Raw genomic sequence first — 13926 nt, 5'->3', positions numbered from 1 at the left:
CTTCACTCTTCCCGGAAAGCTTTCTGGATCTGATCCGACAGCGGCTTCACCAGATAGGAAAGCATCGTCCGGTCGCCCGTCGGGAAGAACACTTCGGCCGGCATGCCTGGCGCCAGCGCCAGCCCGCGCAGCTTGGCGACCTCGGTTTTGGGCAGCGTCACCCGCGCCACATAGAAGGCTGCTCCGGTGCGCTCTTCGATGGTGAGATCCGCCGAGATCCGCGACAGCGTCCCGGTCAGCTCCGGCGTGGTTTGCCGATTGAAGGCCGACAGGCGCAAAATCGCATTCTGGCCCATCGTCACCTGGTCGATATCCTGCGGTGCGATATGCGCTTCAACGGTCAGGTCGTCCGTCACCGGTACGATCTGCATCACCTGTTCGCCGGGGGTGATCACCCCGCCGATCGTATGCACGGCCAACTGCAGCACCACGCCATCCTGCGGGCTGCGCAGATCGATGCGCTTCAACTGGTCCTCGGCCGCCACCTTGCGTTCGACGAACTCGGAGATCTTCCCTTGGGTTTCGCGTAAGTCGGTTGCGACCTCGCTGCGAAGGTCCTGGTCGATCTGGATAATCTGCAGTTCGATCTCGGACGCCTTGCCTTTCACCTGGGCAATTCCGGCGGTCAACTGGCCATGCTCGCCTTCGAGCCGCACCGCGTCCCGTTCCAGCGCCGTCATCCGCTCGATCCCTATCAGCTTGCGACGCCAGAGCGACCGCACCCCTTCCAGCTCGATCCCTATCAGCTCGATCTCGCGGCGTTTCGCCTGCCGCTGCTCGGTCAGGCCGGCGGTCTCCTGCGTCAACTGGGCGATCCGTTCGCGCAATTGAGATCGCTGGCCGGATCGCGCCTGGTGCCGGAAATCGAACAGCGATTGTTCTCCGGCCATCGATGCGGCGACACCGGCTTCGTCGCGCCGCGATGTTAAAACGTCCGGAAAGCTGATCGTGTCCTTGCCGTCACGCTCCGCCTCTAGGCGCGCCAACCGTGCATAAAACTCATCCAGACCTTTTGAGACGATCGCCAGATTGGCGCGCGTTGTCGTCTCGTCCAGCCGCACCAGAATATCGCCCGCCTTGACCCGGTCGCCTTCACGCACCCTGATCTCGCCGACCACGCCGCCCGTCGGATGCTGAACCTTCTTTACATTGGAATCGACCACCAGCCGGCCAGCTGCGATCACCGCACCCGACATCTTGGTCACTGCCGCCAGGCCGCCAACACCTCCGACAAGCAGCAGACAGGTAGCAACGCCAGCCACGAGATAGCGGCGGACCTGCCGGTGATGCAAAGCGCTTCTGTCCTCGCTCATGCCGGAACGCCTCGCTCCGTGGCGGCAACGACCTTGAGCGGCGCTGCCGATCGGAAGACCTTGTTCAGCACCTCGTCCTTCGGACCGAAGGCCTGCACATGGCCATTGGCCATCACCAGCACCGTATCGACATTGGCCAGCACACTGGACCGGTGCGCGACGATGATAACGATGCCGCCGCGGTCCCTGATGCCCTGGATCGCTGCGGACAAGGCCACTTCACCCTCCGAGTCGAGATTGGAATTCGGCTCGTCCAGGATGACCATGAACGGATCGCCATAGAGAGAGCGGGCAAGGGCGACACGCTGCCGTTGCCCCGCCGACAGCGAGGCGCCGGCTTCGCCAACCTTCGTGTCGTAACCGTCGGCCAGATGCACGACGAGATCATGCACGCCGGCGGCCTTGGCTGCCGCAAGCACCATGTCGGATGACGCATCCGGGTCGAAGCGGGCGATGTTCTGCGCAATCGTGCCGTCGAACAACTGCACATCCTGCGGCAGGTAGCCGATATGTTTGCCCAACTCGTCGGCCGGCCACTGGTCAAGCGTCGCTCCGTCCAGCCGCACGGCGCCGCGCGCCGGCAGCCAGACACCTGCAAGCGTACGCACCAGCGATGATTTGCCGGAAGCACTCGGGCCGATGACCCCCAGGCCTGCTCCCTTGGCCAGTGAAAAACTTGCATCCCACACCACCGGCGTGCGTTCGCCCGGCGGCGCGACACTGACATTCTCGACCGCCAGCGCGCTGACAGGCGCGGGCAGGGTCACGCCGGTTGCGCCTTCCGGCAGCGCGGACAGAAGCTGCTTCAGGCGTGCCCAGCTTTGCCGCGCCGAAATGAAACCCTTCCAATGCGCTATCGCCAGTTCGATCGGAGCCAGCGCCCTGCCCATCATGATCGAGCTTGCGATCATGATGCCGCCGGTCGCCTCTTGCTTGATGACCAGATAAGCGCCGATCGCCAGCATTGCCGATTGCAGCATCAACCGCAGGATCTTGGAAATCGTGCCAAGCGTTCCCGCGACATCGCTGGCCGCCGCATGGGCGTTCAGGTACTCGGCATTGACGGCAGACCACCGCTCGGCGATACGCCCGCCAAAACCCATGGCCTGCATGGCTTCGGCATTGCGCCTTGTCGCCTCGGCCAACGTGCTGCGAACGGCCGCGTGCTGTCCGGCGATCCTTGTCGGGCCGCGGGTCCGGAATTCGGCCAGAAGCGTCAGTGCAAATAGGACAACGGCGCCGGCAAGCGCGGTAACGCCGATCCAGAAATGAAAAATGAAACAGATGCCGATGTAGAGCGGCATCCATGGCAGGTCGAACAAAGCGGTCGGTCCGGCACTGCCGATAAAGGAGCGGACCTGATCGAGATCCCGTAGGGGTTGCAGCCCGTCGCCGGAAGGCTTGGCGCGCAGCGGCAGGCGCATCAGCGCCGAATAGACCGACGGGCTCAGCTTTGCGTCCAGCCCCTGTCCCAGCCGAACCATGAGGCGAGAGCGGATCAACTCCAGCACGCCCTGAAACACGAACAATGTTCCCGCAAGCACCGCCAGGCCGACCAGCGTCGGCACGCTGCGACCCGGAACGACGCGGTCATAGACTTGCAACATGAAGAACGAGCCGGTCAGGGTCAGCACGTTGACGACCCCGCTCATCAGGACGATGCCCGAAAACGCACGTCGAAAGGACGCCAGGATTCCGACCAGCGTAAGCGGCGTCGATGGCGTCAGCTGCATGCAGGCTCGCAATCAGGATATGGCATCTCGCCCTTCAATAGATAACTGCCTTGAGTGTGACATGGACGGGCAGGCCGGCCTGGAACTGCGCGCTGCCCCGCGCCACCAGCCAGCCGTCCGCACGCTCCAGGCGCGCAACGACCTGCAGCGTTGGTGAAGCGGTCGAGCTTGCGGGCAGGGGCAAGGAAAATTCTATGGTCTTTGAGCCGCCCTCGCTCTTGAGGCTGGTTTTGGCGGCGCGGCGTCGCCCACTGTCCTGAATGGCGGGATCCTCAAGATAGATCTCGAGATGACCTTCCGGGATAGCCTTGCCCCCCACAAAGGTGACGGCGCCGCGAATATCTGTTGCGCGAATATCTGGCGATTGCGCTGCCGCTGCCCCGGTGGCCGCGGCGACTGCCGCAACTCCGGCGGCCATTAACACTGTGCGGCGGTCGGTCATCGCGTCCTCTCCCTTTTCACTGCGCTGGGGTATGCGGGAGGGGAGCCTGACGGCACCCCTCCCGGCAACGCGTTAGATGACGATGAAGTCTGCAGCCGAAAGGTCCAGATTTGTGTTCAGGTGTGCAAACTGTACGGCTGCTCCCTGTCCGGAACCATCGGCGTCGTAAGACAATATTCCACTGTCGGTGTCGTAGATGATGCGGTCGTCGGCATCATGAGCAGCACCGGCTGCGCTCTTGTAGAATGAGCCCAAAGCGAGGGCGCCGTCGCCGCCAACGCTGGCAAAGATGAGGTTGTCCAGCAGGATCGTATCGTCGGCGACCTTGAAGTCCTTGATCCAGTCGATATTGCCGTTCCCGAGTTCTGTCGAGAAGCGGAAATAGTCGTCGCCGGCGCCGCCGGTCAGCGTATCGGCAGCCAGCCCGCCATCCAAAAGGTCGCTGCCGCCGCCGCCGTTGAGCGTATCGGCGCCCGCAACGCCCGGCTGAGCTGGTGCCGGCGGGAATTCGACCGACACGTTCAGCTTGTAAGTCGAGCCCTCCGGCACGGATTCGACCCAGCCATCGCCAGGAGCCGAGTCCGACCATTCGCCCTCCACAATATAGTAGGTTCCGGTTTCCTGAACGATGAAGCTGGTGCTCGAATCGCGGCCGTTGTTGGAGCCGGGGTCGTTGCCGCCATCGTCGTTCTGGGCGACGATATTGCCATCGCTGTCCAGCACCCTGACGATGCTGTCATGGACATTGGGGTCGGCAATGCCATCGATGTCGATGGTGATGATCGTGCCGGCCGCCAGGTTGATGCTGTAATATCCGCCGAGGCCGTTTCCGGTGGCATTGACGGTGGTGTGAAGGGTGGTCGTCGAATCGAAGATGTCGGGGTCAGCCGTCAGCGAGAAGTTGTTCGAGATGTCGAAGGCGGTCGAGACCGAATTGTTGGTCGCGTCCGGTCCGAGCGTGGCGTAGCCGGTGCCCATGCCCGGGCGTGGCGGAGCATCGCCCTGATAGGCGAAATCGCCGAGCAGGGTGTCATCGCCGCCGCCGCCGTCGATCTTGTCGGCGCCGCCCTGGCCGGTCAGCACATTGGCCGCGCCATCGCCGGTCAGGTGATCGTTGAAGCCCGAGCCAGCCAGATTTTCGATCGAGATATAGGTGTCGCCGCCGGATTTGCCGCCACCCAGCTTGAGGTTTTGCCCGATGGCCGCGTCGGCGTAGTCCGCCGTGTCGCTGCCGGCGCCGCCATTCAATATATCGGCGCCGCCACCGCCGGTCAGCGTGTCGTTGCCGGCGCCGCCGGAAAGTTTGTTGGCCTGGGCGTTGCCGATGAGATGGTCGTCGAAGAACGACCCGACGGCGTTTTCGAATCCGACCAGGATGTCGTGTCGGATAACGGTGCCGCGCCCGACGATCTGCACCGGGCCATCGCCATCGCCGCCATTGGCCGTGCCATTGGCGAGGTCGATCGTCACGCTGGCGGAGCTGCCTTCGTAGACGACCGTATCGATGCCGGCGCCGCCATCCAGATAGTCCTGGCCGGCGCCGCCGATGATCGTGTCGTTGCCGGCTTCTCCGTACAGGATGTCGCCGTCATTGCCGCCATCCAGTATGTCGTTGCCGCCGCCGCCGTTGAAATAGTCGCCGCCGCCCCGGCCCCAGAAATGATTTGCCGCCGACGTACCGATGAAACGGTCGATGCGGTCATCGGAGCCGATCAGGTTTTCGATGCTGTAGAAGGTGTCGCCGGTGGCGGTGCCGCCATTGGCAACGTTCGTCTCGAGGTTGACGAGCAGTTGGAAGGGGCTCTCCTTGCTGAAGTCTACCGTGTCGACGCCGGCGCCGCCCCTGAATATATCGACGCCATCCTGGCCGCTCAGCGTATCGTCGCCGTCGCCGCCGTCGAGGATGTCGTTGCCTTGGCCGCCGAGGATCGTATCGTTGCCGCGGCCACCATAGAGCGTGTCATTGCCGTCGTCGCTCTCGGTCTGGTCTGGAAGGTCGGCGACATCGATGGTGTTGTTGATGTCGCGGCTGGCGAGCGAGTCGCGGCCGCCGATGATGAGGTCATCGCCGCCCTGGCCGAAGATCGTGTCGTCGCTGGCGCCGCCGTCGAGCGTATTGTTGCCATTGTCGCCGAAGATGACGCTGGTCATCGTGTTGTCGCCGATGGTCGGTGCGGTTTCGGTGCCGCCGTCTCCAGGCTGGAGTGTCGACTCGTCGGCGTAGATGATGTGTTCGACGTTGGCGATTTTCCGGATATTCAAGTTCCGGTTCAGCAGAACGACCGTGTCATTCCCGCCATTCGCTTCCTCGCGCACGATGTCGTCGAGGGAATCGACGAAGTAGGTGTCGTCGCCGCCATTGCCGGCCATGCGGTCGCCGCCGCCGCGGCCATCCAGCACGTTGGCTCCGTCATTGCCAATCAGGACGTCGTCATAGCTGCTGCCGATGCCGTTCTCGATGTAATAGTCGGTGCCGTCGGCGTTGTGCCCGGCAAAGATCGACACATTGTTGCTGTGGCCGTTGACGCTGGAGAACTGTCCGGCGCGCAAATCGAGGATCGTACCGGCCGTCGAGCCGGAGAAGTCGATCGTGTCGGTTCCGCCGGTGTCATGGATGACAAAGCCGATATCGTGCTGCATGCCCGAGGAGGTCAGCCGGTAGCCGTCCACGGCACTGCCGAAGCCGTAGACGTTGTCGCCGGTGTTGAGATCGATATGATGATAGGTGCGCACGCCGTTCTCGTCGACGGTGGAGAAAAAGCGGCGGATGACCGCCTCGATGTCGGCCATCATCGGCGTTGACGCCGACCAGCGGCTGGTTTCACCGACATCGATCCCGTCGAAATAGGACATGACGCTGTATTGCTGACGGTCGTAGGTCCAGGTCGCATTGTTCAGATAATTGATCTGTACGCCGCCGGGGCCGCTGTAATTGTAGAGCCCGGGGTGGTTCAGCCCGAACTCATGACCGAATTCATGGATGAAGGAATCGAAGACATAGCCGCCAATATCCGTCTTGTTGACCTCGGTGTCGTGGAAACGCTGGCCGATGCTGACATAGCGGTCGTTGGAATAGGCGCTGCCGTCGTCCTCTTCGCCCAGTTCGGGGCTGAATCCAGTCCGTTGCGCTGTTGTATGGTGCATTGTCGACGATTTCGAACTTCAAAGGGGTGACACTGGCCCACATCTGCAAGGCGCCGATCGCGGCGGCCTTGTATTCGGGATGGTCATTGAGCTCGGAGACATTGATCCTCAGCGTTCCCGCCGCGATCGCCGGCGTTATCGACCGGTCCAGCGCTCCAAGGTAGGTGAGGAAGGCCCCGTAATCTTCGCTTTTGCCGTACGGGTTGTCCGGCGTCTGGTCGTTGACCCACCATTGATCGCTGGTTTGGCTTGGGTTCGGCATCCTTGGGACTCCTTGGTCTCGCAGCCGTGGCAATTACGGCCGTACGGTTTAGCTGTTGCCAACCACCGACAAGCATCGTTTGCGCTTGCCGGTCGAGCCCCGTCCCAGTGGCAACAATGCTATTGGAATCTTCGCTTGTCTAGCCTCTGTTCGCGCTCAGTACATATGAAGGTTCTTGGGCGCGCTTGTACCGGCGGGTTTTGAGATACTCGTTTGGTGTTAATTGAGCTATCGCTAATCTATGGTCGTACCTCGCCCGCCATGCGCACCACAATGTCTGCATCAACCATCCCGGCTGGCGCAGGCTGCCGGTCGGGCGGCGCAAAGCAATCCGGCAACGGCCGAATACGCCGGATACAGGCTCGAGGATTTCCTCTCGATCAGGGGCATCGCAGGCTACGAAAGCGGCGGAGTAAGCTTCCGTCTTTCGCTCAAACGCCGGTATGCGCGCTGTTGCCTTTCGCGGGCGGGGCAGGCGGCGGGACCACCGCCTTCGTGCTCTCGCCGGGGGCGTCGACCGGGACGAGGGTTATCGCGCCGGTTGGGAAAATGATCGAGCGTTGCGCAAGGGCACGAGGGCGGAACGCGCAGGCGTGCTTCAGAAACCCGCCCGGCGGGCGAAATGTTCATAGGTCACGCGCCAGGGGTCGCTCTCCGCGCGTCTCTCCTCGCCGATCCAGTGAAAGCTGTCGGCGGTGATCTCGGTGAACCGCCACCGCGCCTGCAGGCCGCGCGAGTCGGCGCCCATCTGGACGATGTCCTTGCCTTCGGCCCGCCCGATCTGGCGCGAGTAATCCTGGTTGAGCGGATCGCTCCAGATAATGTGCCAGCCACCAATCCCGGGATCGAAGACGCGCAAGGTCGTGCCATACATGCCTGGGCCTGATCCAGATGTCCTGAATGGCGCGGCCTTCGAGCACCCAACCAAAGTGACACTCGCCATCCCATTTCTGAATTGTGCCGTCGTTGCGGTGGTGGAGCGTCTCCATGTCCCAACTGCCGATCAACCATCCATACAGGTCCATGTCTTTCGCCCGGTCGGCTGGCGGACCTTCGGATGCGAGAGCGGTAAGAAACGTCGCCATGATTGTCTCCAGGCAAGCCGCGCCGAAACGCTGGGCGTTCCAACCCTTGCACCGTTGCGGGTTCCTGGTCTTGGGAAAAATTGCGGTAATGCTGCTGTGAAGGCAGCCGGCCTTCCGCGTTCGCGCCATTCCAAATCTATGCGTGAATGCTAATGTAGCGTCGGCGGGTACCCCAATGCCCGCCTGGCCGGCGCCTCCTCAGGCCATCTCTTGAATGAGCGGCGCCGGCCGCTGATTTGGGCGGCGACCAAATTCCCGCCGGAGGAATATGAGGCGGGTAGGCGATTATTGCTGGGCAATTTTGGCAGGCATTCCGATATCGGTCTGTATCCCCAGAACGTCCGCTGCCCAATCGCGCAGTTCCGGAGAGGCATCGCCGGATTTCATGATCGACACGGCCAAAGCGGCCATGTCCGCGGGCGGCTTGTTGTTTGAAGCCACATAGGTGAAATAGCCGGCCATGATGGCGCATCCCACCGAAATGACCGGTGGGACGATTTGGAGTGCCGCCAAAGCTATTGCGCGCCAGCGGCCTGATCGGCTGGGTGCCGGAAGCTCATCCTCATCCACAAGGTTAGTCCATTCCACACTGCTCACCAGCCGGGAGAACGTTCTCCGTGAGATTGTCTACATTAGTTAAAATGCGGATAGATCCGCGTTGGGATGCCGAGGAACCTCGTCAAAGCGCACCGAGGGCAATGCCCACTGCGCTGGGCGAAATAGATCAACAGGGCGAGGAGTCCAAAGACAACGATAAGTCCAACTGGCCAATACCGTACGATCTGATCAGGATATTTCTCGCTCAGGCTAAGCAACCGGTCCTCGTAAGGGAGACGACTAAAGCCTGCCGGGCCGTTCTGTTGCTTGATGTCCCGGAGGATGCGGCGCGATTCCCTGATATCTCTGTCCTCTGGTTCGGCCATTGCAAATGTCCTCCCTGCCGGGACCGATCTTAGCCTGTTTGCGTGAAGTGCCCAACAGCGTCGACCGGATCGGACGCCAGCGGCGTATGACATCATTGGAACCCAATCAATTCTCGGGCGGCGCCTCATCTTGCCAGCCGGCCAGCTCCGGCAGGTCGTCCAGCCAGCTTTTCTCCGTCATCAAGATTTCGCCGGCCTGTGGTGCCGCCTCAGTGGCGTTTTGAATAAGCCAGTCCATCCACTTTCGATAAGCGGCTGGGGCCAGTTCGGGCGGCAGCACCTTGGCCTTGGCCAGCATGCGTTTACGGAAGCTGAGCTGCCTGCGCAGTTTGGTCGTCGTGAATTTTATCGCCTTGCCCTGGTATTCCACCGTCCAGCGCCCATCGCCGTGGCTGGTCAGCCTGTCGATGGCAAAACCGGCATCGACCGGCCTGTCCCGCCAGGGAAGCTCGATGGCGTTCCGCCTCAGATCGAGAGCCCATCGCCGGTAGTCGGCCCCGGTACGCTGCGGCGGCAGCACGCCAGCCTGTTCGAGGATTTTCCTGCGAAAGGTCGGCTGCTTCTTGATCTGGCCGGTCGTCAGTTCGATGCGGTGCCTACGCAATTCGACATGCCAGCGGATCCTGCCGTTGCCGACATATTTTGCCAGCCTGTCGATGACGAACTCGTCGTCGGACAACTCCACGCATCCTTGGCGGATGCGTTCGAGGATGTACTGGCTGTCAGTGGGCATGATGCCCTTCCCGAGAGATGGGTGACAGTTCATTCCGGAGACATGGGTTACACTTTCGGCCCTTTGCAAGGAGAGCAAGGTGCCTTGGAAGGAGTGTAACGTCATGGAAGAGCGGCTGAAGTTCATTGCCCGGCTGCTGGACGGCGAGAAGATGGCGGTGCTTTGCCGTGAGTTCGATATCTCGCGCAAGACCGGCTACAAGATCCTCACACGCTACAATGACAGTGGCCTTGAGGGGCTGACGGATCGATCACGCCGACCCTACCGCCACGCCAATCAGCTTCCGTTTCAAATCGAGAAGCTGATTGTGCGCCTCAAGCAAGACAAGCCGACCTGGGGTGCGCCAAAGATACGCGAACGGTTGGCCCGGCTGTATCCTGACGTTCACCGGCCTGCGATCTCGACGGTGCATGCGGTTCTCGACAGCCATGGCCTGGTCGAGCGCCGCAAGCGAAGGCGCAACAGGGCGATGGGAACACCACTTTCAAACGGCTATCGGCCCAACGATCTGTGGTGTGCCGACTACAAAGGCGAGTTCATGCTCGCCGATCGGCGCTATTGCTATCCGCTGACGATCACCGACTTCGCCAGCCGCTATCTCATCGCCTGCGAGGCGTTGTCGACTACCAAGGAAGCCTATGCCTTCACGGTGTTCGAGAGCGTTTTCAAAGAGTTCGGCCTGCCCAGCGCCATCAGGACCGACAATGGCGTTCCCTTTGCCAGCCCAAACGCGCTGTTCAATCTCAGCAAACTGTCGGTCTGGTGGCTGCGCCTGGGCATCGACATCGAGCGCATCCAGCCGGGCTGTCCGCAGCAGAACGGGCGCCATGAGCGCATGCACCTGACTCTCAAGAAGGAAACCACCAAACCGGCTGGCTCCAATTTCCTGCAGCAGCAGGCCAGGTTCGATGACTTCATCAATGAGTTCAACTCAGAACGCCCACATCAGGCGCTCGACATGGCCTGTCCAGCCGAGCGCTACACGCCGTCACCGCGCATCTATGCCGGCCTGCCGGATCTCGATTATCCGTTTCACGACAAGGCCGTCACCGTCACCACCTGCGGCCGCATCTGCTACAATCGCAAGAAGATCAACCTCAGCCTCGTCTTTGCCGGCCAGACCGTCGGCATCAAACAGGTCGAGGACCATATCTGGCTGGCTTCCTTCATGGATTATGATTTGGGCTACTTCGATGATGAGACATGCAGGCTCGAACCACTCCAAAACCCCTTCGGGCCAAAAGTGTTACCCATGTCTCCGATATAAACCGTAACCTATGTGTCCGGAATGGACCTGACGTGCCTTGGCTGGGGAACCTGGATTCGAACCAGGACTAACGGAGTCAGAGTCCGTGGGTCTACCGTTAACCTATTCCCCAGCAGGCGCTGTCGCGCTGGTGGGCCGCCGAAGCAGCCGCGCGTGCCTTGTAGCCGCCGCCGGAAAATAGTCAAGCCTGCGTTGCATTTCAATCTCGGTGTTTCATCAGCCAATTGCGCCAGGCGGGCGCTGTCGCCCGGCGCGACCTCAACTGTCCGTCCGGCTGTATTGCGAGTGCTCGAAGAACAGCACCACGCCAAGCGCGATCAGCAGCGGGATGATCAGGTAGAACAGCCGGAACACCAGAAGTGCCGCCAGCACGCCGACCGGGTCCATATCAGACAGGCCGGCGAGGAACACGACCTCGAACACGCCGAGCCCGCCCGGCGCATGCGAGATCTGCGCCACCGAGAACGAGACCAGGAACACGCCGAGGATGACGAAATAGCCGGGATTGCCGGCAACGGGCAGGGCAAAGAAGATGATCGCCGCCGCGGCCAACAGCTCGATCGGGCCGATCAGCAATTGCCGCGCCACGATCGGCAGCGCGGGATAGTGCAGCTGGAAGCCGGCGATTTTCAGCGGCTTCAGATGCAGCCAGCTGCCGAAGATGTAGGCGCCGACCAGGATCAGCAAAGCGATGCCGGCGGCGATCGCCAGGCCGTGGTGCGGGGCGCCGGAAAAGCGGTCGATGATCGCAGGCTCGAACACCAGCACCAGGCCGCCGACCAGAATGCTGGAGAGCACGAAGGTGATCCAGCAGATCGCCACCAGAATGCCGACGTCCTGGCCGGTCAGCCCCCTGGTGCCGTAGGCGCGGTAGCGGATCACGGCGCCCGAAAACACCGAGCCGCCGATATTGTGCGACAGCGCGTAGGTGGTGAAGGAGCAGAAGGTGACGAACAGCCACGACACTCGTCTGCCGATATGCAAGAGCGCGATGTGGTCGTAGCCGGCGAGCGAGGCATAGGCGACCACCGAGCTCAGTGCCGCAAGCACCCAGCCGCGCGTCGGGATGGCCGATATGCCGTCCCAGACATCGTCGAGCGAGATGCCGCGCAACTCATGCCACAGCAACAGCAGCGACCCGATGACCGCCGCGATGCCGATGACCGGCCACAGATAGCGCCTCCAACTCATGGAGTTCTCGTCATGCGTTGCTGCCCATCGCCCAAGCGGGCGTAAAAACGTCCGCGATTCACCAATATTCCCCCTCATTTCAGAAATGCCTCATTGAAGCCGGCTATTCAACCGGACAAGCCCGCTATTCAACGCGGCAAGCATTGCCGCGGCATGATGCCGGCAAAATTTGACCCGCTGCTCTTGGTGATCCGGCCCGGCACTGCTACTCTGGCGGCAACTTGAAAGATTGAAGCGCCTGCTGCGTCCGGTTTTCCGGTTCGCGCGGCGCCGGAAGGAACTGAAGTGGAAGACCACGACACCGGCGCTGGCGCGCCGGAAGTGGGCGTGTCCAGGGCTTCGCCGCCGTCAGGCGGGCCAAGCCCATCCGCCGGGCGGCCCCGCCAGGCGGGGCCTCAGTCCGGTAACGGACAGGCCGGCGAAGCCCAGCATCAGCGAGGCAAGGCGAGAAAGCGGCGCAAGCGCCGGCGTGGGCGCAAGGTTTTTGCGCGCGACGACAGCCCTCTCGCAACCGCCGCAGCGGTTAGTGCGCCGGCCTCAGTCGGCCCGGCCGCTCCAGCGCCGGTGCCTTTGCCCTCGGCGCCACAATCCCGACCGGAACAGCCAATGCATCGTCCGCCGATGCAGGAACTGCCGGTGTTTGCCGCGCTCGATCTCGGCACCAACAATTGCCGGCTTTTGGTCGCGGTGCCGCAGCGCCATGGCCAGTTCCGCGTCATCGACGCCTTCTCGCGCATCGTCAGGCTGGGCGAGGGGCTGACGGCGAATGGGCACCTGAGCCAGGCGGCGATGGACCGCGCCGTCGAGGCGCTGAAGATCTGCGGCGACAAATTGCGCAACCGCAAGATCAGGAAAGCCCGGCTGATCGCCACCGAGGCCTGCCGCACCGCCGACAATGGCGTCGAATTCCTGCAGCGCGTCGAACGAGAGGCGGGGTTGAAGTTGGAAATCATCGACCGCCAGACCGAGGCGCGGCTTGCTGTATCCGGCTGCGGCTCGCTGGTCGAGCGCGACACGCAAGGCGTGGTGCTGTTCGACATTGGCGGTGGCTCGTCCGAAATCGCGCTGATCGACCTCACCGGCCAGCGCTCGCCGCGGCTGGCCAACCACATCGTGTCGTGGACCTCGCTGCCGGTCGGCGTCGTCTCTCTGGCCGAACGCTTTGGCGGCCGCACGGTGACGCGCGAGATCTTTGCCGCCATGGTCGACGACGTCGCGGTGCGGCTGAAAGCCTTCGACGGCCGCGACCGGCTGAGCCATGTGCTGGCCAGTCCGAAATTCCATCTGCTGGGCACATCCGGCACGGTGACGACGCTGGCCGGCGTCCATCTCGATCTCGAACGCTACGACCGCCGCCGCGTCGATGGGCTGTGGATGGACCGCGACAGCGTCGACCGCATGGTCGAAAAACTGGTTGGCTGGGATTTCCAGCAGCGCTGCGCCAACCCGTGCATCGGCGCCGACCGTGCCGACCTGGTGCTGGCCGGCTGTGCTATCCTGGAAGCCATCCGTGCGGTGTGGCCGTCGGAGCGGCTGCGCGTCGCCGACCGGGGCTTACGCGAAGGCATTTTGAGCGAGCTGATGGCCGATGACGGCGTCTGGCGCAACAGTGGGCGGGGCCGAGCATGATCCGCATCGCTTTGGTGAACGGTCGACCCCCACTCCGTCGAGCTTCGCTCGACACCTCTCCCCCGATCGACGGGGTAGAGGAAGGGCGCGAACTTATGCAGACCGGCGCCTTTCCTCTCCGTCCGGAGGGGGGAGAGGTGGCGCCGCGAAGCGGCGACGGAGTGGGGGAAGCCCTTCGCGAAACGCGAAGCCGCCGAAAAACGG

General features: G+C 62.5%; 9 protein-coding genes, 1 tRNA gene and 1 pseudogene. 2 read left to right on the top strand and 9 right to left on the bottom strand.

The genetic code is table 11. The annotated features are described in order from the left end of the window. Positions 1-2: 2 nt before the first annotated feature. From NL532_RS21875 to NL532_RS21845, 7 genes and pseudogenes are all read right to left on the bottom strand, one after another. On the bottom strand, positions 3-1313 hold the full coding sequence (locus NL532_RS21875; protein ID WP_023705800.1) for an HlyD family type I secretion periplasmic adaptor subunit: 1311 nt from the start codon (positions 1311-1313) through the stop codon (positions 3-5). Further along, positions 1310-3046: a type I secretion system permease/ATPase gene (locus tag NL532_RS21870; protein ID WP_023829535.1), complete on the bottom strand. Its 1737-nt coding sequence runs from the start codon at positions 3044-3046 to the stop codon at positions 1310-1312. Before NL532_RS21870 ends, NL532_RS21875 begins: the two co-directional genes overlap by 4 nt. A 34-nt stretch (positions 3047-3080) precedes the next feature. After that, positions 3081-3488, bottom strand: a complete 408-nt coding sequence (locus NL532_RS21865; protein WP_023819576.1) for a hypothetical protein — start codon at positions 3486-3488, stop codon at positions 3081-3083. A gap of 72 nt (positions 3489-3560) precedes the next feature. Further along, positions 3561-6894: pseudogene (locus NL532_RS21860) on the bottom strand (M10 family metallopeptidase C-terminal domain-containing protein). Between the two features lie 598 nt (positions 6895-7492). Next, complete coding sequence (locus tag NL532_RS21855; RefSeq protein WP_050588094.1) at positions 7493-7768, bottom strand: hypothetical protein; 276 nt, start codon at positions 7766-7768, stop codon at positions 7493-7495. 496 nt (positions 7769-8264) lie between these two features. Then, positions 8265-8441, bottom strand: a complete 177-nt coding sequence (locus NL532_RS21850) for a hypothetical protein (protein WP_023826091.1) — start codon at positions 8439-8441, stop codon at positions 8265-8267. Between the two features lie 567 nt (positions 8442-9008). Further along, positions 9009-9635 (bottom strand): hypothetical protein, encoded by a 627-nt coding sequence (locus NL532_RS21845; RefSeq protein WP_031196791.1) that lies wholly within the window; start codon positions 9633-9635, stop codon positions 9009-9011. Between the two features lie 79 nt (positions 9636-9714). Between NL532_RS21845 and NL532_RS21840 the strand changes: the two genes are divergently transcribed. Continuing rightward, positions 9715-10902 carry a helix-turn-helix domain-containing protein gene (locus NL532_RS21840; RefSeq protein ID WP_023755075.1) on the top strand — a complete coding sequence of 396 codons (1188 nt, stop codon included), beginning with the start codon at positions 9715-9717 and terminating at the stop codon, positions 10900-10902. Positions 10903-10940: 38 nt separating this feature from the next. On the opposite strand, the gene NL532_RS21835 is transcribed toward NL532_RS21840, so the two are convergent. Beyond that, positions 10941-11014, bottom strand: a tRNA-Gln gene (locus NL532_RS21835). 146 nt (positions 11015-11160) lie between these two features. Beyond that, positions 11161-12093, bottom strand: coding sequence for a lysylphosphatidylglycerol synthase domain-containing protein (locus tag NL532_RS21830; RefSeq protein ID WP_023829854.1), 933 nt, complete (start codon positions 12091-12093; stop codon positions 11161-11163). A 285-nt stretch (positions 12094-12378) separates the two neighbouring features. On the opposite strand from NL532_RS21830, the gene NL532_RS21825 reads away from it, so the two are divergent. Beyond that, complete coding sequence (locus NL532_RS21825) at positions 12379-13722, top strand: Ppx/GppA phosphatase family protein (RefSeq protein WP_023829855.1); 1344 nt, start codon at positions 12379-12381, stop codon at positions 13720-13722. The last annotated feature ends 204 nt before the right edge of the window (positions 13723-13926 follow it).

The sequence above is a fragment of the Mesorhizobium sp. C120A genome (genome assembly GCF_030323105.1).
In the GTDB taxonomy this organism is placed as follows: domain Bacteria; phylum Pseudomonadota; class Alphaproteobacteria; order Rhizobiales; family Rhizobiaceae; genus Mesorhizobium.
The sequence above is the reverse complement of the archived record's forward strand: the minus strand, read 5'-3'. Positions and strand labels throughout refer to the sequence as shown.

What these genes read in the sequence shown, in the direction of transcription:
- NL532_RS21875 (WP_023705800.1), bottom strand. Translation starts at nt 1,313, where the DNA reads ATGAGCGAGGACAGAAGCGCTTTGCATCACCGGCAGGTCCGCCGCTAT.
- NL532_RS21870 (WP_023829535.1), bottom strand. Translation starts at nt 3,046, where the DNA reads ATGCAGCTGACGCCATCGACGCCGCTTACGCTGGTCGGAATCCTGGCG.
- NL532_RS21865 (WP_023819576.1), bottom strand. Translation starts at nt 3,488, where the DNA reads ATGACCGACCGCCGCACAGTGTTAATGGCCGCCGGAGTTGCGGCAGTC.
- NL532_RS21855 (WP_050588094.1), bottom strand. Translation starts at nt 7,768, where the DNA reads ATGTATGGCACGACCTTGCGCGTCTTCGATCCCGGGATTGGTGGCTGG.
- NL532_RS21850 (WP_023826091.1), bottom strand. Translation starts at nt 8,441, where the DNA reads ATGGCCGGCTATTTCACCTATGTGGCTTCAAACAACAAGCCGCCCGCG.
- NL532_RS21845 (WP_031196791.1), bottom strand. Translation starts at nt 9,635, where the DNA reads ATGCCCACTGACAGCCAGTACATCCTCGAACGCATCCGCCAAGGATGC.
- NL532_RS21830 (WP_023829854.1), bottom strand. Translation starts at nt 12,093, where the DNA reads ATGAGTTGGAGGCGCTATCTGTGGCCGGTCATCGGCATCGCGGCGGTC.